Origin of the sequence: Apibacter muscae (assembly GCF_007845635.1) — a bacterium.
Lineage (GTDB): Bacteria > Bacteroidota > Bacteroidia > Flavobacteriales > Weeksellaceae > Apibacter > Apibacter muscae.
Genome location: NZ_SELG01000029.1, coordinates 300,794 through 323,725, shown reverse-complemented (window position 1 = coordinate 323,725; position 22,932 = coordinate 300,794). Strand labels below are relative to the sequence as shown.

The 22,932-nt window shown below is 30.4% G+C and carries 22 protein-coding genes; 2 read left to right on the top strand and 20 right to left on the bottom strand.

The features are described 5' to 3' along the window. Positions 1–73 precede the first annotated feature (73 nt). The 6 genes from glpK to rnpA all read right to left on the bottom strand — a co-directional run bounded on the left by glpK (position 74) and on the right by rnpA (position 7,337). Positions 74–1,579, bottom strand: coding sequence for a glycerol kinase GlpK (gene glpK / locus ETU08_RS03545; RefSeq protein ID WP_146261634.1), 1,506 nt, complete (start codon positions 1,577–1,579; stop codon positions 74–76). Positions 1,580–1,710: 131 nt separating this feature from the next. Continuing rightward, entirely contained in the window at positions 1,711–3,015 is a 1,305-nt protein-coding gene (locus ETU08_RS03540) for a hypothetical protein (protein ID WP_146261633.1), read from the bottom strand. A 112-nt stretch (positions 3,016–3,127) separates the two neighbouring features. Next, positions 3,128–3,988 carry a hypothetical protein gene (locus ETU08_RS03535; RefSeq protein ID WP_185145270.1) on the bottom strand — a complete coding sequence of 287 codons (861 nt, stop codon included), beginning with the start codon at positions 3,986–3,988 and terminating at the stop codon, positions 3,128–3,130. Between the two features lie 27 nt (positions 3,989–4,015). Then, entirely contained in the window at positions 4,016–5,170 is a 1,155-nt protein-coding gene (locus tag ETU08_RS03530) for a glycerophosphodiester phosphodiesterase family protein (RefSeq protein ID WP_146261632.1), read from the bottom strand. Between the two features lie 205 nt (positions 5,171–5,375). Further along, the gene (pgtP, locus tag ETU08_RS03525) at positions 5,376–6,752 is read right to left on the bottom strand and encodes a phosphoglycerate transporter protein PgtP (RefSeq protein ID WP_146261631.1); all 1,377 of its coding nucleotides are present in this window, start codon (positions 6,750–6,752) and stop codon (positions 5,376–5,378) included. 210 nt (positions 6,753–6,962) lie between these two features. After that, complete coding sequence (gene rnpA / locus ETU08_RS03520; RefSeq protein WP_146261630.1) at positions 6,963–7,337, bottom strand: ribonuclease P protein component; 375 nt, start codon at positions 7,335–7,337, stop codon at positions 6,963–6,965. A gap of 119 nt (positions 7,338–7,456) precedes the next feature. Here rnpA and ETU08_RS03515 point away from each other — a divergent pair, with 119 nt between their 5' ends. Both ETU08_RS03515 and ETU08_RS03510 read left to right on the top strand, forming a co-directional pair. Continuing rightward, positions 7,457–7,870, top strand: a complete 414-nt coding sequence (locus tag ETU08_RS03515; RefSeq protein WP_146261629.1) for a BrxA/BrxB family bacilliredoxin — start codon at positions 7,457–7,459, stop codon at positions 7,868–7,870. Between the two features lies 1 nt (position 7,871). Continuing rightward, a complete protein-coding gene (locus ETU08_RS03510; RefSeq protein WP_146261628.1) occupies positions 7,872–8,198 on the top strand; it encodes an SUF system Fe-S cluster assembly protein in 327 nt (108 codons plus the stop codon). Between the two features lie 62 nt (positions 8,199–8,260). Here the strand turns inward: ETU08_RS03510 and tsaB are convergent, their stop codons facing one another. The 14 genes from tsaB to ETU08_RS03440 all read right to left on the bottom strand — a co-directional run bounded on the left by tsaB (position 8,261) and on the right by ETU08_RS03440 (position 22,931). Next, positions 8,261–8,932: a tRNA (adenosine(37)-N6)-threonylcarbamoyltransferase complex dimerization subunit type 1 TsaB gene (gene tsaB / locus ETU08_RS03505; RefSeq protein WP_311388695.1), complete on the bottom strand. Its 672-nt coding sequence runs from the start codon at positions 8,930–8,932 to the stop codon at positions 8,261–8,263. Between the two features lie 2 nt (positions 8,933–8,934). Further along, positions 8,935–9,138, bottom strand: coding sequence for a hypothetical protein (locus tag ETU08_RS03500; RefSeq protein WP_146261627.1), 204 nt, complete (start codon positions 9,136–9,138; stop codon positions 8,935–8,937). Positions 9,139–9,144: 6 nt separating this feature from the next. After that, positions 9,145–10,245 carry an LptF/LptG family permease gene (locus ETU08_RS03495; protein ID WP_260391016.1) on the bottom strand — a complete coding sequence of 367 codons (1,101 nt, stop codon included), beginning with the start codon at positions 10,243–10,245 and terminating at the stop codon, positions 9,145–9,147. Further along, complete coding sequence (gene tgt, locus ETU08_RS03490; protein WP_146261626.1) at positions 10,242–11,372, bottom strand: tRNA guanosine(34) transglycosylase Tgt; 1,131 nt, start codon at positions 11,370–11,372, stop codon at positions 10,242–10,244. Before tgt ends, ETU08_RS03495 begins: the two co-directional genes overlap by 4 nt. A 137-nt stretch (positions 11,373–11,509) precedes the next feature. Next, entirely contained in the window at positions 11,510–13,084 is a 1,575-nt protein-coding gene (locus ETU08_RS03485; protein ID WP_146261625.1) for a glycerol-3-phosphate dehydrogenase/oxidase, read from the bottom strand. Positions 13,085–13,565: 481 nt separating this feature from the next. Continuing rightward, positions 13,566–14,201 (bottom strand): hypothetical protein, encoded by a 636-nt coding sequence (locus ETU08_RS03480; protein ID WP_146261624.1) that lies wholly within the window; start codon positions 14,199–14,201, stop codon positions 13,566–13,568. Positions 14,202–14,283: 82 nt separating this feature from the next. Then, positions 14,284–15,267: a hypothetical protein gene (locus ETU08_RS03475; protein ID WP_146261623.1), complete on the bottom strand. Its 984-nt coding sequence runs from the start codon at positions 15,265–15,267 to the stop codon at positions 14,284–14,286. 4 nt (positions 15,268–15,271) lie between these two features. Further along, positions 15,272–16,336 (bottom strand): XAC2610-related protein, encoded by a 1,065-nt coding sequence (locus ETU08_RS03470; RefSeq protein ID WP_146261622.1) that lies wholly within the window; start codon positions 16,334–16,336, stop codon positions 15,272–15,274. Positions 16,337–16,354: 18 nt separating this feature from the next. After that, entirely contained in the window at positions 16,355–17,077 is a 723-nt protein-coding gene (locus tag ETU08_RS03465; RefSeq protein ID WP_146261621.1) for a hypothetical protein, read from the bottom strand. 5 nt (positions 17,078–17,082) lie between these two features. Further along, positions 17,083–17,943, bottom strand: a complete 861-nt coding sequence (locus tag ETU08_RS03460) for a hypothetical protein (RefSeq protein WP_146261620.1) — start codon at positions 17,941–17,943, stop codon at positions 17,083–17,085. A 3-nt stretch (positions 17,944–17,946) separates the two neighbouring features. Then, the gene (locus tag ETU08_RS03455) at positions 17,947–18,654 is read right to left on the bottom strand and encodes a glycoside hydrolase family 108 protein (RefSeq protein ID WP_221410535.1); all 708 of its coding nucleotides are present in this window, start codon (positions 18,652–18,654) and stop codon (positions 17,947–17,949) included. 195 nt (positions 18,655–18,849) lie between these two features. Continuing rightward, positions 18,850–19,722, bottom strand: a complete 873-nt coding sequence (locus ETU08_RS03450; protein ID WP_146261619.1) for a hypothetical protein — start codon at positions 19,720–19,722, stop codon at positions 18,850–18,852. A 7-nt stretch (positions 19,723–19,729) separates the two neighbouring features. Then, positions 19,730–22,414 carry a LysM peptidoglycan-binding domain-containing protein gene (locus ETU08_RS03445; protein WP_146261618.1) on the bottom strand — a complete coding sequence of 895 codons (2,685 nt, stop codon included), beginning with the start codon at positions 22,412–22,414 and terminating at the stop codon, positions 19,730–19,732. A gap of 43 nt (positions 22,415–22,457) precedes the next feature. Then, on the bottom strand, positions 22,458–22,931 hold the full coding sequence (locus ETU08_RS03440; RefSeq protein ID WP_146261617.1) for a DUF4280 domain-containing protein: 474 nt from the start codon (positions 22,929–22,931) through the stop codon (positions 22,458–22,460). Between the last annotated feature and the right edge of the window lies 1 nt (position 22,932).

The window sequence follows — 22,932 nt, the reverse complement described above, 5'->3', positions numbered from 1 at the left end:
ATATTAATTAAGTTTAAAACATTAAACTTAATTAAAAATGATATTTTATTTTTAAGATTGTGATTTCTATAATTTATTTATCTTCTTCATCAACCCAATTGCGAACTCTTCCAACGGCCTTTCTCCAATCTTTAATATATTTTTCTGCTTGAACAAGATCCATTTTTGGCTGGAAAATTTGATCTATTGACCTTTGTTGCTGCAATTCTTCAATACTATTCCAATATCCAACAGCCAATCCGGCTAAATAAGCAGCTCCTAATGCGGTTGTTTCCAAAGTTTTTGGTCTAACAACATTAAATCTAAAGATATCGGATTGGAATTGCATCATTAAATCGTTGGCACAAGCACCACCGTCTACTCTTAATTCCAAATCTTTAACTCCTGAATCTGCTTCCATAGCTTTAACTAAATCGTAGACTTGATAGGCAATTCCTTCTAAAGTAGCTCTTGCAATATGTGCTTCAGTAGTTCCCCGTGTAATTCCTAAAATTCCTCCTCTAGCATAAGGATCCCAATAAGGTGCTCCTAAGCCAGTAAGTGCTGGAACAAAATATACTCCACCGTTATCAGGAACTGATTGAGCAAGTCTTTCGCTCTCAGGTGATGACTTCACGATTTTCACACCATCTCTAAGCCATTGCACAGCAGCTCCTCCAACAAATACACTTCCTTCTAAAGCATAATGAACTTTACCATTAATTTTCCATGCAATTGTTGTTAATAAATTATTTTTGGATAATACAGCTTGTTCACCGGTATTCATTAATAAAAAGCATCCGGTACCATAAGTGTTTTTTGCCATGCCCGGTTCGGTGCATAATTGTCCAAATAAAGCCGCTTGTTGGTCTCCCGCGATCCCTGATATAGGTATTTTGGTAGAAAATAAAGTTGTTGCCGTTTCTCCATATACTTCACTACTTTGTTTAACTTCTGGAAGTATAGCTTTAGGTATATTAAATAATTTTAATAAATCTTCGTCCCATTCTTGCTTATGAATATTATATAGAAGTGTTCTTGATGCATTTGAAACATCTGTAATATGCATTTTACCACGAGTAAGTTTCCAAATTAGCCAAGTATCCACAGTTCCAAAACAAAGTTTGCCTTGTTCTGCTTTTTCCCTTGCTCCGGGAACATTATCTAATATCCATTTTACCTTGGTTCCAGAAAAATAAGCATCCAAGATTAAACCTGTTTTTTCTCTTATGCTATCTGTTAATCCTTGAGCTTTTAATTCATCACAATATTTAGCAGTTCTTCGATCTTGCCATACAATTGCATTATAGATGGGCGTGCTTGTTTCTCTGTCCCAAACTATGGTAGTTTCTCTTTGGTTTGTAATTCCGATAGCTGCTATGTCTAAACCAGAGATGCCTTGTTTAGCAGTTACTTCTGCTGCAACAGAAATTTGTGATGACCATATTTCTTCTGGATCATGTTCTACCCAGCCTGGTTTAGGAAAGTATTGGGTATAATCTTTTTGCGAAACGGATACTATTTCACCATGGTGGTTAAATAGTATAGCTCTTGATGAGGTTGTCCCTTGATCTAAAGCTAAAATTAATTTTTTTTGCATTTTTTGTGTGTTTAATTAGTTTGATATTACAATTTTAAATCTTTAAAAAAACTCATATTATTTAAATAATATGAGTTTTTAATAAAAAAATCAATTGCTATGCAATTTATTAAAAAAAATTTATTAATTAATTAAAAATTCCCTTTAGTATTATTATACAATACAATTTGATAATTGATTCCAAACCAGTCGTTAGCAATGCTTGGTCCTCCAGATTCTGCTCTATGTTGATAAAATGCTGTTATTTTAGCCATTCTTGGACTGTTCGGATAAACGTAAAAATTAACACCGGCAGTGTATAAATACAGGTCGGTATAATTGAATCCAGAAAATTCTTTATTCCCTTGGTTGTAATATTCAAACCTTGCTACGGGCTCAAACCTTGGTGATACGTTAACCCCTACTAAGAAAGAATATCCTAATTTATTAACTGTTTTATAATCGTATTTAGAATAATCCATATTTCCTCCTGGCGATGCAGTTAAATTGTAATCTCCGGTTGAAGGATTAAGAAAACGTACTTGCTTGTTGGTTCCATAGTCAAATTTAAATTTGAATTTTTTAGGATTTACATAGTATGCATAACCAGAATAAGCCCAAGTTTGTTTATATCCCATTCCAGGTAAATTAACTGCGCCAATATGTCCACCAAATTCTATGTTTTTGATAGGATAAATTCTTAAAGAGGCATCCCAGCTTTTAAATTCTAAACCATGATTTCCTTGTCCTGCTGAAGGTCCGTCATTGGCTGCAGACCAATATCTATCTCTATTACTATCACTGTTATGCCAAAAAAAGCCGTACTTAACGTATTTGGTTATAAATCCAGATAAATTTATTCCATAATGCCTTAAATCTGGGGCGCCTTGGTCAATACTTTGATTTTCTGATGTATAGGTGAAATCTGCTAAATCCAAATCATAAGCAGAAGTTTCATTCGCTGCTCGGTTTCCAGAACCTTTAAATCTACCAATTTTTACACTTAATAAAGGATTAAAATCGTAATTTATAAACACGTCTGAAATTTTATTTGCGTGAAGGTTATAAGTAATACCTGCTCCCAATTTAGGAGTAATTTGCATATCCGTATGTAAAAAACCTATTTTAAAGGCTGCTGGTTGAAAGTTGTATCTAGAACTTCCTTCTCTATGTCCTCTTGCCTCTTTGGGGATTTCTTGATATAAGGTTTCTAATACGAAACCAATTCCATATTTTAAAGTGGGAACAAAGCTATTTTCATTTGCTCCGACTAAATCATTTATAAATTTTAATTTGATGCCTTGAGCCAAATGAGAACTATCACTTGTCATTCTTTCTACAAATGATATTTTTTTAATGGAGTCTTGAAGTTCAGGCTCTTTTTTAGAATTTTGTCCATATACTGAAGATAAAAATATGGAGGCAAACGTAATTAATAAGGTAGATTTTAAATTCATATTTATTTGGGTTAGTTAATTTTAATTTAAAATAGTATGCAGATTATAATAAAAAATTAAAATCTACATACTAGGTTAGAAACTAAAAAAATTTTATAGGGACTGTGTAGTTTTACTTAGATTTTTCAAAAATATATAATTCATGAATTTCCTTGTCATACCCAGGATAAAAGCCAGAAGGCATACCTTTTTTTATGATAGCTCCTCTATTGTTAAGTATGATTAAGTCATTATTTGTTGGATCTATTGATAAACCTTCAATTTCACCAGCTTTTTTAAATTCTGGAATTGATCTAAATTTTTCTACGTTTGTGGTAGTTTGTAAAGGATTACTAACATTAGCGATGTAAATATTATCCGGTTCATTTAAATCCGAGTCTCCATCATCAGAAGTAATTAATATCTTTCCATCAATATAATATACACCTTGTTGCCATTGAGGAGAAGGTTGTAAATGTACTTTACCTAAATATTTTTTATTTTTTAAATCATATTTATACAAATACCAGCCTTCAGTCCAATCAGACATCCAAGCAATGTTATTTTTCCTATCAATGGTAATTCCACTCACTTCTGGTTGTTCAATTTCTCCAAATTCAATGGAATATTTGTATTTTAAATCTTTTGCATCGTACACGGCAATTTGGATATTTTCAACATTACCAGAATTAAAATATTCAACACCGGTGTAGATTTCTCCATTATGAATATCAATATCACCAAAATGGTTAACCTTTTTTTCAAAATTTTCAAAAGGTTTTTCATTTTTTGTGATTAAGCTGCCTTGTTTATCATATTTATACAAAGCTGTACTACTGGAAACATAGTAATAATCTTTATCAACAGCTATTCCTTGTCTTCCTTCTACAGGTATAACTTTTTTTAATGTATAATCACTTCCTGAATGAGCTAATTTTTGAGCGTTCATCAAGGTACAGCCTGTAATAAATAAGGCAATAAAAATTTGTTTCATGTTTGTTATTATAGTTTTCAATTTATCTTAATATCCTAAGTTGTTCAAAATATTGTTAGGATCTTGATAGTCTGGACCATCATTTCTAACACCCTTTTTTTTGTAATATTGTATGGTTAAATCAGCTCTATTGGTAAACATTGCATCGCAATAGGGGGGAGATTTATAATCATTTAGATTTGTAAAGCCAATACCTTCGTAATATCTCATCATTTGTTCTTCTGTGTCAAACGTCCAAGGATGTATTTTCATTTCAGACCTTCTAATCATATGTGCTTGCCAAGGATTAAGTAGCTCGTCATAATTGTTAGGAGCTCCTGATATTGATGGACCGAAGAATTGAGCTCCATTGCTAACACCATCATTAATAAACTGAGCATATACTAAAGGTTCATCAGAACTTCCACTGGTTTGTGCCATTAATCCTTTAGATACTAAGTATGCCATAGGCAAGTTACCATGGTATATATTATTTAATTTTTTTAAACTGGATAATAAAAATGTTTGTAATACTACTTTACCATTGGTATTACCAACATTTACTTTTTCTAATTTAAATTGATTGGTATCCGTAGAAGGAGTGATAGAAATATCCCATTGATGTTCAGCCAATAATTTACCCATAGCTTCTTCTAATCCTGGATTTAATTCTAAATAGATTCCGGGTCTGTTTCCATTGTCGTAAGGATCATCTTCATACTCAAATTTATAGATACCTTCCTTACTTTTACTCCAAACTCTTTTGCCATTACTATCTCTCTTAATTCTTTTACCAATGGCAAAGTTCATCAAATCTTCAAGTGTAGAAATGTATTGATGTTGCGTATTAAATGAAGGTCTATCTCTGCCTGTACCTAGATTTTTTTCCATGAATGGGTAGGCAGCGTTTAATTGCATTAATTCTTCGTAAGTAAATTCAGAGGTAGGAGCATCTGCTTTGCCATAAAAGATTGATAAAGGGTCTTGACTTAAAATTTGAATGTCAGTTTTTTCTTTCATATGTGCATCATGCATAACTAAAACAACCCCATCTTTAGTTATTTGCAAATCGGCTTCTAAATAGTCTGCACCCATGTTTCGTACCCATCGATATGCTGATTCTGTTGATTCTGGTGCCCAATAGGTAGTTCCTCTATGTGCAATAACTGCATTTTCAGGGACATAGTTTTGAACTAGTTTCATTTCTGCTGTTATTTTTTTATAACTATGGAGTCTTGAGGTGGACTAGGGGTATAAACAGTATCATCTTGCTACAATGAGAAATTGAAATGAAACCAATAGCCATTAAAGATAGTTTCAATAAGGTTTGTAAATAATTTTTCATAATTTTATTTCTAAATATGAGATAAAATTAATTTTTTAACTATTTTAAATGATTACAATTCGTTTAAGATTGGGCTAGTTTTTTTCTATTTCTGTATTTTCTATTTTCGTCAGGTATTGTTAAAAGCATTAGTACTGAAGCAAGAATGCATGCAACGATTAGTAGTTCAAACCCAGCACCCCATCCGTAATGCTCTGCTATATATCCCATTAATAAATTTGATAAAATTGCAGTACCAACTAAATATCCGAAAAGTCCAGTTAATCCAGCAGAAGCTCCGGCTGCATTTTTGGGAGCTAAATCTAAAGCATGTACACCAATTAGCATAACAGGTCCGTAAATTAAAAAACCTATGGATATGAGTGCAATAATATCAATGGTCATACTTCCTTCATTCTTCCAGTATACTAGAACTGCAATCATTACTAATAGCATAAAAATAATGGTAGTAACCGCTCTTTTTCCTTTAAATATTTTGTCGCTAATCCATCCACAAATAATTGTACCTGGGATAGCTGCAAATTCGTATGCAAAATATGCCCATCCGACTTGTTTAATGTCGTAACCTTTAACTTCTTTTAAGTAAGTAGGAGCCCAGTCTAAAACTCCATATCTGACTAAATATACAAATGCATTGGCAATGGCAACTATCCATAGAATTTTATTGTTTAAAACATATTTAAAGAAAATTTCTTTAGCGGATAAAACTTCTTCTGCCTTTTTAGAATAATTGGCAGGATAATCATTTTTATACTCTTCAATAGGGGGTAATCCGCAGGCTTGAGGATTGTCTCTAATCAATATATAAGCAAATAGGGCCACTAAAATTGCAATAATAGCTGGTACTGTAAACATTCCTATTTGCCAAAAATTTTTAAAATTTAATAAAGCGAGATATCCTGTGGCAAAAGCTGTGATAGGACCAATTAACATTCCACCTAAATTATGGGCTGTATTCCAAATGGACATTTTAGTTCCTCGTTCAGTAGGGGAAAACCAATGTGCCATTACTCGTCCGCAAGGAGGCCAACCCATTCCGCCAAACCAGCCGATTAAGAATTGAAATATACCAATGGTTAAAACATTAGAAATTACCATGTTACTTCCTGCTATGATAATGGTTAAAGAAGCTAAAATAAGCCCTAAGGGTAAAAATTTTCGAGCATCACTTCTATCTGAAATTCCCCCCATTACAAACTTTGATATTCCATATCCTAAGCCATTACAGGCAAGTGCTGCTCCTAAACTTGCTTTAGTATATCCAAAATCTTTCTCTAAAAAAGGCATAGCTAGAGTTAAGTTTTTTCTTACTAGGTAATAAGCAGCATAACCAAAATAGATACCTATAAAAACTTGAAATCTTAATTTTTTATAATAAGAGTCAGTTTCTATATTATTTTTTTTATTAGTGGGTTTTGGCGGCGATAAAAAATTAAACATTTTGTTAGTTTTAAAAAAAATCATTAACGCAAATTGCTTTTATTACAATTTCTGTTAATGATTTAAGGTGTTTTTTAATATTTGGTGCTAAAATACAAAAAAAAGTAAGATTGAAAATTATTCTATTATATGCAACCCAATTATTAAGGGTAAGATTATAGTTATAAATTTTATATGGATGAATTTTCCTAAGGCAAGATTGATAATTTTTTATGCTTGTTCTTTAAAAGAGCATTTATTAAGCAAATTTTTATAAGTATCTTCTAAATCTTTGTATGTTATAATTTCTTTTCCAACATAAAGTAACATAAATAGATGAGGTTGTGAAAATGCAGAATATAATTGTTCTTTGTTTAAACGAAAACATTCTCTAAGCAAGCGTTTGATATAATTTCGATCTACTGCACGTTTGTAATTTCTTTTTGATACAGATACTCCGAATTTATGAAAGTTAGTTGCTTGATCTAAGTTTGGACAACAGATTAATTTTAGGGGATATTTATTTACCCAAATTCCATTTTCAAACAAATATTGAATTTGCTTATAATTTTTAAGATGTTCGTTTCGGGAGTATTTTTGATTCATGCGTTTAAATACTTCGAAAATAAAGTAATATGGTTACAAATTTTTTCAAATATACGCTAATTTGTTTGAGTCGTAAACATTAATTAACTTTGTATAAGTAACAAGATTAAAAGAATACAATGTATCCAGAAGAAATGGTTATGCCTATGAAGGCAGCCTTAACAGATAGAGGTTTTCAAGATTTAAATACTCCTGAAAAAGTGAAAGAAGCTTTACAACAATCAGGTACTACTTTATTAATAATTAATTCTGTATGTGGTTGTGCCGCGGGTTCGGCCAGACCATCGGTATTATTATCTATTGAAGGAGAGGGTAAAAAGCCTAATCATCTAACTACTACCTTTGCAGGATTTGATGTAGAGGCTGTGAAAACAGCTAGAGAATATTTAGTTCCATTTCCACCTTCATCGCCTTCCATAGCTTTGTTTAAAGACGGTGAGTTGGTTCATTTTTTAGAAAGACATCACATAGAAGGTAATTCTGCTGAAATAATTGCTGAAAATTTGAAGCAAGCATACGAAGAATATTGTTAATATGGCTTTTACAGACGAACAAGTACAAGATTTGGGTAACAAAATTGTTGAAAAATTAAAAACAGTTTATGATCCTGAAATCCCTGTGGATATTTATGAATTAGGTCTGATTTATGATGTGCAGGTGAGTACTGATGGAGAAGTTCATATTTTGATGACTCTAACTACACCCAACTGTCCCGTTGCTGAAACTTTACCTATGGAAGTTGAGGAAAAAATTAAATCTATTGATGGGGTGAGTAAAGCGGAAGTTCAAATAACTTTTGAACCTTCTTGGGAAAAGGATATGATGAGTGAAGAGGCTAAATTTGAGCTAGGTATGTTATAATTTTTATATAAATAAATAATTGTAAAGCCGGAAAATCCCGGCTTTACATATTTTATAAAGTATTATTTCCATTCTTTTAGGTAAAGAGGATCAAAATAAGCTATATCCTCAAAAGATTTGTTATTGAATTTTTTATGTGATAGAGGATTCATATTTTCAGCAGAAGGATAGGAGGTAATAAAAGAAAAAGAATCGGTGTAAGTGAGTGAATTTTCTTTAAGGAATTTTTCTGTTTTTTCTGAGGCATCTCCAACAAACAAAACCGTTTTATTTTTATATGCATAAAAAGAATCTTCTTGAAGAATATGTGGTTTAGTAATTTCTAATTTATTCCCCATTTTATCAAAAACAGTTGTGTAAACTTCCATTCTTCTAGCATCCATTACAGGTATAATATAATCATAATCAGACTCAAAGAATGGATATGCAAGTATTTCAAGAGAATCAATAGAAATAAGAGGTATATCTAATCCTACGCATAATCCTTTAGCAGCAGCCAATCCTATCCTAAGACCTGTATAAGATCCGGGACCTTTTCCAACTGCAATTGCATGCATATTATTCAATTCTAATTCTGCTCCCTCTAAAGCCCATTGAATGAAGGTATGTAAGTTTTCGCTGTGTTTAAAATCAGGAGATAGTTCTTCGCATAAGCAATTATTATCTCCATTGGTTCCAATGGAAACAGAACAGTTTTTTGTGGAACATTCCAGACTAAGAATATGAATAGACATGTTTATTTATCTTTTCGTTTAGTACTTCTATAATTTGCAAAAACTTGAACAAGAATGGCTAGTATGCCCAATCCCATATAAATGAATCCTATAAATTTATTGGGTTGATTTTCATCTGTGGTACTGTTATACCAAACAATTCCACGGTAGATAAAATATATTCCTATTCCTATGGCTATAAGGTTTATAAGTGTTTTCTTCTTCATATTTATTTAAGAATAAGCACGTTTGTAAAATAAAATGGTAGTTATAATTCCAAATATTAAATTGGGTAGCCACACAGCTAGCCAAGAGGGTAGTATTCCCGTGGATGAAAATATTTTTAAGGCTTCAAATGAAAATATATAGAGAAAAGCACATGTTATTCCAATGGCTAAATTTACACCTAATCCTCCTCTTTTTTTTGCAGAAGATAAAGACAGGGCTAAGAAAGTTAAAATTATAATCGCTATGGAAGAGCTTGTTCTCTGGTGATATTCATTTAAATAAATGTTTATATTTCCGGCTCCTTTCATTTTTTCTTTCTCAATGAACTTATTTAGCTCAAATGTATTCATAGTTTCTGCAACATAGGATTCGGGGAGTAGCTCATCAGGAGTAAAGTTAAATTTCTTTTTTAATTGAGGTCCATTGTTTAAGTAGATAACTCTACCTGTTGAGTCCATAATCTTTTCGTAGAAATTGCTTAGCATATATGAATTGTCACTCTCAGACCAGTAAATATTATTGGCTCTTAACTCATGAAGTAAGATTCTATCTTTATTAAATTTTTCATATTTAAAGCCAGCACCACTTTTCATTTGCCTATTATAGCTATATATAAATAAGTATTCGCCCGGAGATATTTGTGAAGCAATTGATTGATTGGCATTGTAAGTATCTTTTTTATTACCGGTTAAAATCTTAACACTAAATTCATTCTTCTTTATATTCGCCCAAGGTAGAAAAAAATGATTGGTAAGTAGTGAAACGGAAGCTATTGCAATACTTACAATTAAGTAAGGTCTAGAAAACCGAAAAAAACTTGCTCCTGAACTAATAATAGCCACAATTTCAGTGTTATTAGCCATTCGTGAGGTAAAGTAAATTACCGAGATAAATATTAGGATAGAAGCAAATATATTCACTGCCCAAATCACATAGTAGGGGTAATATAGTCTTAAAGCATCTGTAATGGTGAAACCATTTTCATTAAACTCCTGAAAGTGACTTTGTATGTCTATAATTACAAAGATTACTACTAAAAGGATTAGCATAAAAAAAAGAGTGCCAATAAAATTGCGTATAATATATCGGTCAATTATGTTAATCATAAACGAGTACGAAGTTTAGGAATCGTTGAATTTTTCCAAGAATTGAAATCTCCCTCTAAAATGTGTTTTCTTGCAACAGTCACTAAATCTAGGTAGAAGGCTAAATTATGTATAGAGGCAATTTGTTTACCTAAAAATTCATTTGCGGCAAAAAGATGTCTTAAATAAGCCTTACTATATTCTTTGTCTACAAAGGCAGTTCCATCTTCATCTAAAGGCGAAAAATCATCTTGCCATTTTTTATTTTTTATATTTATTACACCGTTCCAAGTAAATAGCATTCCGTTGCGAGCATTCCGAGTAGGCATTACGCAATCCATCATATCAATACCCAAGGAAATAGATTCTAAAATGTTCCAAGGAGTTCCAACTCCCATTAAGTATCTAGGTTTGTTTTTAGGTAGAATATCCGTTACTATATCCGTTATTCTATACATTTCCTCTTCAGGTTCTCCAACGCTTAGCCCTCCAATGGCATTTCCGTCAGCGTTTATGGATGAAATAAATTCTGCAGATTGTTTTCTTAAATCACCATATGTACTTCCCTGTACGATTGGGAAAAGGTGTTGCTTATATCCATATAATTCAGGGTTTTCATCGCACCATTTCACACATCTTTTCAACCATTTATGCGTTATTTCTAAAGAATTTTTTGCATACGAATAATCACATGGGTAGGGGGTACATTCATCAAAAGCCATAAAAATATCTCCCCCAATGTATCGTTGAATTTCCATAGATCTTTCTGGTGAAAAAAAATGGTAAGAGCCATCGATATGAGATTTAAACTTAACTCCGTCCTCTTGAATTTTTCTGGTTTGTGACAATGAGAATACTTGATACCCACCGCTATCTGTGAGTATAGGGCTGTCCCAATTGATAAATTTATGAAGCCCTCCAGCCTTGTGTAATATTTCAGTACCCGGACGAAGGTATAAGTGATAAGTATTGCCTAAAATAATTTGAGCCTTAATATCATCTTTTAATTCTCTTTGATGTACAGATTTTACAGTTCCTACAGTTCCTACGGGCATAAAAATGGGTGTTTGAATGTCTCCGTGGTCGGTTTTTAAAATTCCTGCTCTTGCTTTGCTGCTTTTATCTGTTTCTGAAATGGTAAAAAACATAGATACAAATATATTAAAAAACGCGTTCAAGTTTATTGATGACTTAGATATTAATGCTTATAATTCTTATCATTAATAATTAAGCCCGAAGAAATAACTTCTTCGGGCTTTGTTCAATATGTAAATGGTAGTTTGTTTTAGTAGTTTACTAATAGGTAACCTTTAGCTAAAGTTTTAAATTCTTCAGTTTCTTTTGCTACCCAGTCCGCATCATGACCCAATTCTTTAGCCATAATACGGGCTACTTCTTCAGCACAATCTATGGCAGCACGTGCATCAATAAATAATAAACGAACCCTTCTAGCTAAAATATCCTCAACTTTTTCAGCCATTTCTTCTCTTACCGCCCAAACAATTTCAGCTTTGGTATAATTATGATTTGGATGAATTTTTTGAGCTAAATCTGGATTTTCTTGTTCAAGTTTTTGAATGGCAGGTATATCTGATCCATATATATAATTATGTTTGGATCGGTCTACTTGAGAAGCAGGAACATTTCCATGAATGGAGAGGTTGACTGTTTTGCATTCTTTGCTTGGTAGTTTGCCTAACTCAATAGCTTTATCAATAAAATCTTCCGCCATTTGTCGGAAAGTTGTCCACTTTCCTCCAATGATACTCATAAGACCAGAGTCTGAAACCAAAATTTTGTGGCTTCTAGATACTTCTTTAGTGCTTCCGCCATCTTTGTCTGGAGCGGCTAAAGGACGTTGACCAGCGAAAATTGAAAGTACATCTTTTCTTGTAGGTTTTTTCGTAAGGTATTGACTTGCGGTGGCAAGAACAAATTCAATTTCTTTTTCTAATGCTCTTGGCTCTAAGCTAGGTTTTTCTACGAGTACATCCGTAGTACCAACTACCAAACGGTTATGCCATGGAACAGCGAATAAAACTCTTCCGTCGCTTGTTTTAGGAATCATTAAAGCATTATCCCCAGGTAAGAATGATTTGTCTAAAACTAAGTGAATTCCTTGGCTTGGAACTACAGTTTTTTTATGGTTAGGGTCATTCATATTTAAAATTTCATTGGTGAAAACACCTGTAGCATTAAATACTGCTTTCCCTTTTATTTCATATTCATTTCCATTTATAAGATCTTTAGCTTTTACTCCACAAATCTGCCCAGCATCATTTTTCAATAATCCTATAACTTTCATGTAGTTAATAACAGTACCCCCATTTTCAACAGCTGTTTGTGCTAGATTTACAGCTAAACGAGAATCGTCAAACTGACCGTCGTAATAAATAACTCCTCCACATAAGCTTTTAGGCTCTACGGTAGGGAGCATTTCCAAGGTTTTTTGTTTATTTATATGTTTGGATTTCCCTAAACTTAATTTCTTGGAAAGCATGTCATAAAATTTTAAACCTATGGTATAAAATGGTCCATCAATCCATTTATAATTAGGAATTACAAAAACTTGTTTTTTAGCTAAGTGACTAGCATTTCTCTCTAAAAGACCTCTTTCTCTTAAAGCTTCCTTAACAAGTGCAATATCCCCTTGAGCTAAATAGCGAACTCCTCCATGTAATAATTTGGTAGCTCGGCTAGAAGTTGCCTTGGCAAAGTCGTGTGCTTCCAGTAATAGTGTTTTGTACCCTCTTGTGGATGCATCAACCGCAGCTCCTAGGCCACTAGCTCCACCTCCAATTATAATCGCATCCCATTCGGTTGTTGTGTTAAGATTGGATAATTGTTCGTTTCGTTTCATTTCAATGGTTCTAAATGGAAATTATTATTGCTAAAATTTAATCTTTGAGTGTAAAGTTACAAAAAACGAAATTGAAAAATAAGAATTATTAAAAAAAATTGATCAAAATTCAATAAATTTTCATCTATATTGAAAGTTAACAAAACATATATGTGTAAAATTAGTTATGAAACATGTTGCTAAACGAAATAAAAATGATTATTTTCTTTGTTAATTATTTTTGTAATTTAAATCTCCACAACCTTCTTCCTAAACTCACAACTTACCTTAGCTCCCCATATCAGATCATATTGCTTATAAACACAATTATTTGTATTATTGCTTGCTTGTGGAGCTATAGTCATTGGTATAATTCCTTCGGGCAGTATGTATGAAACATATATATTTAGAATAAATTATTCTGCTTTTATTCTATCATATTAAATAAAACCTGTTCTCCTTCTTTACTTTTATTTCCTTTACAATTAATAGTTTTTGGAAATTATTTATTGTTAATTTCTTCAAATTTTCCTGAATTATTAATTTTATATTTTTGAATTATTGATTTTTCTTTTAATTTTTTGGTTACAACTGAAATAATATAATTCTTGTCAATTGAAAAACTTGTATTTTCTATTGTATTTTCTTCATTTGACCCTGGCTCATACCATTCTCCTTCAACATATAATTGATCCATTACAGTATTATTTTTTATTGTTAGCATATAATATCTATATTCAAAATCTCCACAATCCATTGGAACTAAAATTACTTCTATATTATCCTTTTTAGGAAAAGGAATATACCTTAAAGAAGACTCTCCACATAACCAATTTTCTACTCCCTTAATATTACAATTTAAAAGGCTATAGGTAATATTATCTAAATCAATAGTTTTATTATAAGGTAATTCCTCTTTTGATAAAGCTATACAAGAATTATCTAAATTTATCTGTTCTTTTCTCCATTTACTGAGTGCTTTAATATCACCAGTTATATTATCAAGGATTTTAATTGTATCTGAAGTTTCCTTTTTGGTAAAAAAATGCTCTCTTTCTTGACATTTATTTCCCTTACAATTTATAGTGAAAATCAGTAATAAAAACAGGATTATATTTTTTATTTTAAAATGTTTCATTAGTTTATTTTTGCTACTGATTCTTTATGTTATCGAATAATTTAAGTATTGTTTATAAATAATTAATAATAGTTTTTGCAAATTATTTATTGTTAATTTCTTCAAATTTCCCATTTTTATTTATTCTATAATATTTTATAATTTTTGTGTCGTTTTCAAGTATTCTTGTAATTTTTATTTTATAATATTTGTCAATATTAAAAGTATTATTTCCAATATTATTTCCTTGTTCAGTTTCCCCTTCAATGGAAAATAATACTAATTTATCTAATACTTTACCTTCTTCAGATAAATTATAGATATATAAATTTTGCTCTCCAGATTCTTGATATGCTGAAATTAAAATAGTTTTAATATTTTGATTTATTACCGGTAATTTTATTCCTTTATAATTACTTAGATGATCTAATTTTAAAAAGTATTTATATTTATCAGATATTGGGATAAATTTACTATCTTCTATAGAATCTATTAAGTCATAATCTATTGGTAAGGATATGTTAGATAATTTATTGTATTCACTAATGAAATTATCAGATGGTACTTCCTTACTAAAAAATACTAAATATCCTTCATATAAAACAATCAAAAAGTCATTTATTTTAATAATTTCGCCAAAAGGATAATCACACTCTTCATCTGGTAATGTAGATCGAATAATATTAATACTATCCGAAAACTTAATCCCCTTATTAGATAAAGCATTTGAATATCTTTCTAAATTATCTTGATTTGTAAAATAACTTAATGATTTTTCTCTAAGGTTTACATATTCAATATCAGAGCATGAGTTAGAAATAGTAATATGATTTTCTGTTAATTTAATAGTGTATTTTTCTATCTCTGTTTTTAGTTTCTCCCTATCTATTCCTTTTAAATCTAAAACAGGAGAATCAGAAATATCATAAAAATGCCATACTCCATTTTCCTGATTTCTATTTAGATTATTTGTAATAGAATCTTCTAAAACGATATTATTCTTTTTTTCTTCTATTGTTTTTTTCTTTTCTGCTTTACATGAACAAATTAAAAGAAAACAGCTAAAATAAATTAATAGATTTTTCATGGATTTAATTCATCTTCTCTGTTTTTGATTGAATAAGTTTCCAGTTTGTTTTTTCCTTTTGAAATATTCTTGTGCTTATATTACAGCATCCTATAGGATTTATTAAAGTAATAGTTTTATTGTTATTATTTATTTCGGTGGGAAAAAGACCAATTTTTTCAGTAAGAAATTCATTTATACTAAAATTACCTCTTTCATCTTGTAAAAAATAAGAATATTGTGTACCTACATTGTTTGCTTGGTCGTTGATAATAGCAAAATCTTCCTTTCCATCAAAATTAAAATCGGCAAAAATAATAGGAATGTTATCTTCTAAAGTATTATCAGAATCAATAATACCTTTTGAATTAGCTTTTAAGGCAACTGCTTTACTAGGTATACTAGAACAATATTCCGGGGAATAAGAAATAGTTTGTAGCTGATTATTTTTTTTGTTTTTTATATTAATAGTTAGGTTGGTTATAAGACTGTCTTCGTTATATTTTATATTATCAAAAGAAAGTTCATAGTTTGGAGAATAATTACCTGAAATTGGTATTGAAGATTTTTTCTCTGATGTGTTTAAATTCTTTTTAAAATTTAAATATTCATCATTAAGGATAGCATCAATTAAAAAATTACCCTTAGAATCTTTTTTTAGTAATAAATCTATTTCAGTTCTTTTTTCGTTTTTCTCTCCAAATAGTAAAAAACTTACTTTATATTCATTTTTATTCTTTAAGGGTTTTACTTCTATGGTTTTTCTAATTATATTTCCAAAATAATCTTGTGCTTGAATAAAAGGATCATAATCTAATGTAACTTCTTCCGGTCCGGATAAACTATCTATTCTTTTTAAAACTCTATCAGAAATATATTGTTCCTTTGATTTTTTATTTTTATAAGCATTATCATCTCCATAAAATGTTAAATAAAATTCTTTTAGTGTATTAATCCCCTGAATGGTATCACCTCCTAGAATATTCTTATCTTTTGTAATTACATTATTTTGAGAGACTTGTTTTATTTCTTCTCCTTTGCAGGAAAAAACTAAGAAAAAACAGATAAAACATATTAATTGATTTTTCATTTTTAATATTATAATGAATTAATAACAAAAATTAAATTTTATTAACTTACAATTATTAGATTTCCACTTAATCCATTTAGTTATATTTTTATATTTTTCTACATAATCACAAGCTGATTTGGGAACAGATTTAATAAGCATAGAATCTTCTTTTATCTTTATTGCTTTGTATAAGTATTCTTCTTCTGGTGCTCTGTTGTCAACTTGAGGAGTTAACTTGATAAATGATTTTTTTATATACTCATCCCAAGAAGAAAAACTATATTGAGTCTTATTTTTTTGTATTAGTTTAGGTTCTTTATTAAGGTAAATAATTAAAAAATCTTTGTTCTTATTTGGTTGTTCTGAATCAAAATTAAATATTTGGTATTCTGAATCAGGAATTATTTCTCTAGCTATTGTAACTTTTGGTAAATTAATGTTATAACTTTCCATTTCTTTATTTAGAGAGATACTACCAAAATAAGATTTATCCAAATTTAAAATTTCTATTTCTGAGTTGATTGATAATGCTATAACTCCTTCTCCTCTTAGGGTATTTTCAGAATAAAATTTAAAATTTCCATATTCTGAGGTTAGCATCTCTAAAGAATCTAAAGGGAAATCAGGAGATATGTTTTTGAGGTTTAAAACTTTATAATTAGAAGCTAAACTAGTATCTTTTGATAAAAAATTAAAATTATTATTTCTTGTGCAGGAGATAATAATTATACTTATTAATATAAAGGAAAATATTTTCATTAGAACTATTCTTTTATTTCTTCAAATTTCCCTGAATTATTGATTTTATATTTTTTTATTTTCTTTAATATTAATTTATTTTGTTTTAGTTGTTTGAAAAATAATGTAATTAAGAAATTTTTATCTATACTAAATTGGACTAATTCTCTAAAATTGCTTTCTGGATAATTATCTATAGCATACCCAATATCTTTAGAGTCAATTATATTATTATTTTTTATTGTAATCAATTTATATATTTCATCATCACCATTATCATTTAATAAAATAGCTATTTTAAAATCATTATAATTGGGTAATCTTAAAAATAAATCCATATTTTCAATTAATTTATAATTATTTTCATTCCATTGAAATTTATCTAATTCACTATAATTAATAGGTAAAATAATTGAAGGAGTATCATTTAATAAGGAATAAAAGTTTAATTCTTTTTTTTCTGATTTTGTTAAAGTGGATTCTTTAGGAGCATAAGATTCTCCCTCAGGATATTTAGTTATAACCCACCTTAATAAACTATCTGTAATAATAATTTTTGCTTTTCCATTTTTAGCATTAAAGAAGCTGGTAAAAGAAATTTTGATGATATTATCTTTTATAATCCCTTTTATATTGAATATTTCATCTGTATCACAATCTATTTTCCTTCCTTCTCTAGCAACTGCACAATATTGTCCAAATATGCTATCTCCCTTAATTTCTCCAAAGTTAATAGAGAATGTATTATTAAGATTTTCTTTAGATTCCCATTCTCCAAGTAATTCAGATTTATATCTAAATGAATTGTCTTTTTGGGCATTTATTTTTTTACAAGAACTAAAAAAAAGGATAATAAATAAACTGATATATACTTTTATTATTTTCATTGTTTATAAGTTATAATTTAAACATTTATCTACTCTAGTTAACCAACCATTTAAAAATATATAATTTTTTGTAGGCTTACCATTTTTATCATAAGCTAGGTTAGTGTAATATTGTTTGCGTATTTCTGCTATTCTATTTAATAATTTGTTTTGATCTTGTACATTATTCATTGCTTTTATTGTATTAGTTCCAATGACTCCATCAATAGTAATAGATTGTGAAAATTCATTTACTAATAATTTTTGAATTTCTTTTCCTGCACCACCTGAAGTTATTGTCCAATCATATACCATTAAACCTATTTTATCATTATTTATTTTGCAGAATCCTTTAGGTTCCCAGTATCGCTTTCTATATATTTTTGTAGCTTGTTCATTAGTGATTTTTTTAAGATTTTCAAGGGTAGGATCTATTCCTAAATCTATTTTGGCATAGGCTTCCCATGTACCAATTGTTATTCCTTTATTTGTTGGACCTCCTGAATCATTAGGGTGATCTACATACCCTCCCTCATGTTCTAAAATAATAGGAGCAATTTTCCTAAACTTTAAATCACAGTCATAGCATTCTTCTTCTGTTTTTTCTTGTTGTGCTATTTTAGTTGTTTCTAAACAATTGCAAGTATTGGTGTAGCCTAATTCTTTGGCTAAAATTACTATATCTTTTCCATCTAATCCACTTTCGGTTTTAGTAAAATATTTGTCCTCCAAATACTTGGAATTAAATTCTCTTACATCATAATGACCCCAACTGGTTGCTCCTACAGCTGTAGATTCTAAATTAAAAATATCTGTAGATTTCCAATCCCATTTGGCTCCTAAATATTTATTAAAAATTTTGAGTCTTATTTCTTCAATATCTTTATTAACCTTAGCCCTTGATTCATTTTATGAAAGTTTGATGACTTATTCTGCTTGTATATTTATTTTTGTTTTTTTTGAGGGACAACATCTGCTATCATACTCATTATATTCCAATTTTTCTATTTGTAATATATTATTTTGAATTCCTATAACATTAAATAAATAGTCAGGTTCTATTTGTTTTATCATTTTAGGATATCCATTATCGTTTTTATAAATGATTATTCCACGATTGAATTCATTATTTTCTTCTGTTCCGGGAACTAAAGAATAATAAATAACTAAATCATCTATATTATCATTAGTTAAATCGCCAGTATAGTTTTCAGTAATATCAATTCCTTCAGAATGATTTAATTTTAGAATTTCAGGTAAGCGCTTTTTAAAGTCTTTTTCGGCTAGATCTATAAAAGAATTTTTTAAATTTTGTATTTCTAAATTATTATCTTTTTGGTTATTACATTCATCTTCTTCCCAACATTCAATACATGGCTGTTCAATGGTTTTAAATTTTGAAATATCAGATTTAGTAAATAAATTTTTTGTTCCATTTATTATCCAAAATGCGGTTGTTTTATTATTTATAATACATTCTAATTTATTATTTGTTCCAGAAAGTTTAAATTCAATATGTTTATTATTATAGTTATTTTTTTCTAATATGAAATAAGCAAGTATTTCTTGTCCATAATCTATAATAACACTATCTCTAGTCACTTTTATGGAGGTATTATTAGCATCACAAGGTTGGTAGATTATAGTATCTTTTTTATTAATCGTTAATTTATTCCATATGCCAACTAAAGAATATTTGGTACTATCTGAATTTAAAGATTCTATTTTATCTACTTTTGTTTCATGTCCTTTACAGGAGTAGGTAAAGAGTATAATGGTTATGATTGATAGGTATTTCATGGATTTATTAATTTTTTATCGTATTTTTTCTTACTTGAGCAATAGTATAAGTTTTTGTTCCTCCAGGTGATTTTCCCTGAATAATTCCATTAGATTGTAAATAAAGTTTATTGTTTGAATTAGTTCCTTTATCTTTATGGGCTGTTCCAACATCAAAATATCTATAAAATATTTTTCCATTATCACAACCTTTACCTATAATTACTATAAAATGTTCAGTAGTTTTATCCGAATTATAAACTGCTGTTCGTCCATCATCTACACCTACTAGGACAACACGATTAGATTTTAGCTCCTTATCTAAATACGATTTTCCTTCTTTCACTTTTTTTAAAATTAAATCACTAGTACCATTTTGGGAAACCATTTGTATTGGATTTATATTATCACCTCCAGTAACACCATAATTTGATAAGATTACTTTGCAGGCTCTCCAACATGCAACATTTTGCTTTTGTTTATTTCCAAATATTGAATCAAACTGAGTTTGCCATTTACTACCATCTGCTAAATTATAGTGTTCTTCATTACATGTATTACAAATATTATTTTTATTTTCTATGATGGTAACATCTTTATTTTGACAATTACAAGTGTGATTAAAAGACTTTAAAAATCCTTTTTTTAAATGCAAATTGCTTATTTCATTTAATTCCTCTTTATAAAATTCTTCAAAGTGAGCTAGAACATCTTTCATTGGTGTTGCTGGTTGAGGTTTTCCTTTATAAGAATATTTACTATTATCTCCTTTATTGGGTAAACTCGCCCATTCTAAACTTCCATATTCCCTTGTAGCTCTTTCTATTTCTCCTTTTGTTATAAGATTTAATATACCAGATCTTTTATGTTTAAAAATAATTACACATATTTTATCTTGCGATTCAGGGTAATAATCTGTTATATTATACTTTTTTAAAAGATCATTTTTTTCAATATACTTACCTGTTTTAGCATAATTTTTATCTAATTCCCAGCCACTTAAGCTCCACCAAGTATAACGCATTATTTGATAAGCTCCAGCAGCTGTTGAACCTCCATAATTTTTTTCAGGATGTTTACTGAGATCTAATATCTTATTTCCTCCAAAAGCTGTAGTATATCCTTTTTGAGGATCTTTTTCTATATAAACTATTTTTTTTAGTTTTTGATCATATGATTTGATTAATTCACCTGTTCCTTCTCCTACTCTTAACATACGCATATAAGCCCTTACTCTTTCTTCGCAAACACATTTATTTTTATTTTCCTCTTTTTTTTGTGGGCTAGAAGCTACAGTGGTTGGAGTAATTCCTTCGGGGGGTAAGGCACTAAAATTAGTTTTATCTACATTTACCACTTCGCTTTTTACGGTTTGTTGGGTATCATACAAATAAACCTCTGCAAAAAGATTTTGGTAACTTATATCCCCTCCTTTCTCTTGCATAGCAGCAGTAAGATGTATGGTAGTAAAGTTAGTATTTGCTGTAATAGTTCTATCTTCTTCATGAAGCAAATCATTATAAACGACATCTTTATCGTAAATTTTAAGCTGTATTTTACGATTGATCATATTTTCGCTATCTATATATACGCGTATTTTTTCTCCGTATTTGGGGCGACGGTTCCATACCTTTCCTTGGGTATCTCGTATATATACCCGTATAATATTAGGTTCTTTCCAAGCAGGTGCAGGTAGTTTATCTCTGCCTTTTGCCGGTGCATCTACCGGTGCTTTATGGATAATTTTGGGTTTGGTAGTTTCTTTTTTAGGAGTAGCCTTGGGCTTCGGTTTCGGTTTAGGGGGTGGGGGTGTATAATCGGGATTCTTTACATCTATATTTTCACTTGCCTTTTCCCCCTCTGTTTTTTCGTAGCGGGTAGCGGTTACATAGTATTCGTGGTAAGCCCCTTCATTTTTTTGGCCGACCGGCACCTTTCTATTCGCGATAGGAGCCATAGTGGCATAAAGCAGGCGGAAGGCAACTTCTGCCTTACCATCCGTAACTATAGCCGTTTTAGTTTCAATAAAATTATCTTTATTTTCTTCACTGTGCCCGGCACCTTTCGCATCGTCTTCCCATAAAGAAAAATAGAGAGTTTCTCCCTCCATACCTGTACAAAGTGCACGAGCAAAAATAGTTTCCGAATAAGAAACCTTGCGTTTTATTTTATTTCGGTTGGCATCCAACAAAGTCAGCTCTTTTATTTCCGGTACATCTTGCCCATCCAGTGCCATAAAGAACTCTGCCAGCTTTTCCCTTTCTTTGCTCCATTGCACGTAGGCTTCCATCCTTATTTTTTTGGCTTTCAGCTTTTGGTTTTTAAAAACAATGGAAAATTCCTGTCCTGTTTTCTCTTTTTCCAAACGTAGCTGTCGCCAGTTTTCGGTACCTTCATCCACAAAAAACAGCCAAACTATTTTTGTAGAAGGATAATGCGGAGCAATACCCTCCGAGGTTACCAGCTTGTAGGTAGCCGTTTCGCCCATGCCTAGGGAGGTTTTCCCTTCTATGCGGTAGTTCTCCTTTCCTTCTCCTTGGGGAATACGCAAGGTATCTCCCTCATAAATAAGAGGAGTATAATTTTTCCCTTGTTTTCTAAGTTTTATTTCAGGGTTGGCTTGTACAATCTTATGTTCCTCCACCCCGTATTGGCGAGAAATACCCCAAACAGTATCTCCCTTTTTCACCTTATGTAAAATATATTCCGGCATTTTTTCAATTCAATAAAAACATTAATTTTCAATAGTTAGATCATTATTCTGCATCATAAATTTCTTCTTCCATTTCTTGTGTAGCCTCCATTTCTCCGGTAGGGTTCATAGCATTGCAAATAGATGAATCTACCTTATGAAAATTTGCTTTGCAAAGTTCAGCTTGTTGTCCATGGAAAATAATTTTTATACAGCCCTTTCCTCCCGTAGGGCAATCGGCCGTGCTATCCTCCAATAAAGCTTTACCCCCGTTTTCTTCCAGCGTTACCTTTTCATAAAATCCGTTCCAGCCGGTAACACTTACCGTACAAGGGTTTCGGTTTCGTAGAGAGCAACTGCCAAAGCTGTTGTTTTCAAAAGTAGTTCCCAGCTCCTTATGGGTGGCTACTAGTTTATAGTCCTTATTCTTATCGTTAATGTAGTGCTTGGTTTGCGTGTAAACTTTTAGCTTGTCCGTAGTGCTTCCATAAGTACATTGACAAATAGCCCCCTGGCAGGTTACATGTTTTTCTTCCATA

Excerpts from the sequence above, each read along its gene's own strand:
- ETU08_RS03470 (WP_146261622.1), bottom strand. The coding sequence starts at position 16,336 with ATGAAAAATCAATTAATATGTTTTATCTGTTTTTTCTTAGTTTTTTCC.
- ETU08_RS03500 (WP_146261627.1), bottom strand. The coding sequence starts at position 9,138 with ATGAAGAAGAAAACACTTATAAACCTTATAGCCATAGGAATAGGAATA.
- ETU08_RS03510 (WP_146261628.1), top strand. The coding sequence starts at position 7,872 with ATGGCTTTTACAGACGAACAAGTACAAGATTTGGGTAACAAAATTGTT.
- ETU08_RS03540 (WP_146261633.1), bottom strand. The coding sequence starts at position 3,015 with ATGAATTTAAAATCTACCTTATTAATTACGTTTGCCTCCATATTTTTA.
- ETU08_RS03465 (WP_146261621.1), bottom strand. The coding sequence starts at position 17,077 with ATGAAAATATTTTCCTTTATATTAATAAGTATAATTATTATCTCCTGC.
- tsaB (WP_311388695.1), bottom strand. The coding sequence starts at position 8,932 with ATGTCTATTCATATTCTTAGTCTGGAATGTTCCACAAAAAACTGTTCT.
- glpK (WP_146261634.1), bottom strand. The coding sequence starts at position 1,579 with ATGCAAAAAAAATTAATTTTAGCTTTAGATCAAGGGACAACCTCATCA.
- ETU08_RS03515 (WP_146261629.1), top strand. The coding sequence starts at position 7,457 with ATGTATCCAGAAGAAATGGTTATGCCTATGAAGGCAGCCTTAACAGAT.
- ETU08_RS03535 (WP_185145270.1), bottom strand. The coding sequence starts at position 3,988 with ATGAAACAAATTTTTATTGCCTTATTTATTACAGGCTGTACCTTGATG.
- rnpA (WP_146261630.1), bottom strand. The coding sequence starts at position 7,337 with ATGAATCAAAAATACTCCCGAAACGAACATCTTAAAAATTATAAGCAA.
- ETU08_RS03480 (WP_146261624.1), bottom strand. The coding sequence starts at position 14,201 with ATGAAACATTTTAAAATAAAAAATATAATCCTGTTTTTATTACTGATT.
- ETU08_RS03530 (WP_146261632.1), bottom strand. The coding sequence starts at position 5,170 with ATGAAACTAGTTCAAAACTATGTCCCTGAAAATGCAGTTATTGCACAT.
- ETU08_RS03460 (WP_146261620.1), bottom strand. The coding sequence starts at position 17,943 with ATGAAAATAATAAAAGTATATATCAGTTTATTTATTATCCTTTTTTTT.
- pgtP (WP_146261631.1), bottom strand. The coding sequence starts at position 6,752 with ATGTTTAATTTTTTATCGCCGCCAAAACCCACTAATAAAAAAAATAAT.
- tgt (WP_146261626.1), bottom strand. The coding sequence starts at position 11,372 with ATGTTTTTTACCATTTCAGAAACAGATAAAAGCAGCAAAGCAAGAGCA.
- ETU08_RS03485 (WP_146261625.1), bottom strand. The coding sequence starts at position 13,084 with ATGAAACGAAACGAACAATTATCCAATCTTAACACAACAACCGAATGG.
- ETU08_RS03445 (WP_146261618.1), bottom strand. The coding sequence starts at position 22,414 with ATGCCGGAATATATTTTACATAAGGTGAAAAAGGGAGATACTGTTTGG.
- ETU08_RS03440 (WP_146261617.1), bottom strand. The coding sequence starts at position 22,931 with ATGGAAGAAAAACATGTAACCTGCCAGGGGGCTATTTGTCAATGTACT.
- ETU08_RS03495 (WP_260391016.1), bottom strand. The coding sequence starts at position 10,245 with ATGATTAACATAATTGACCGATATATTATACGCAATTTTATTGGCACT.
- ETU08_RS03475 (WP_146261623.1), bottom strand. The coding sequence starts at position 15,267 with ATGAAAAATCTATTAATTTATTTTAGCTGTTTTCTTTTAATTTGTTCA.
- ETU08_RS03450 (WP_146261619.1), bottom strand. The coding sequence starts at position 19,722 with ATGAAATACCTATCAATCATAACCATTATACTCTTTACCTACTCCTGT.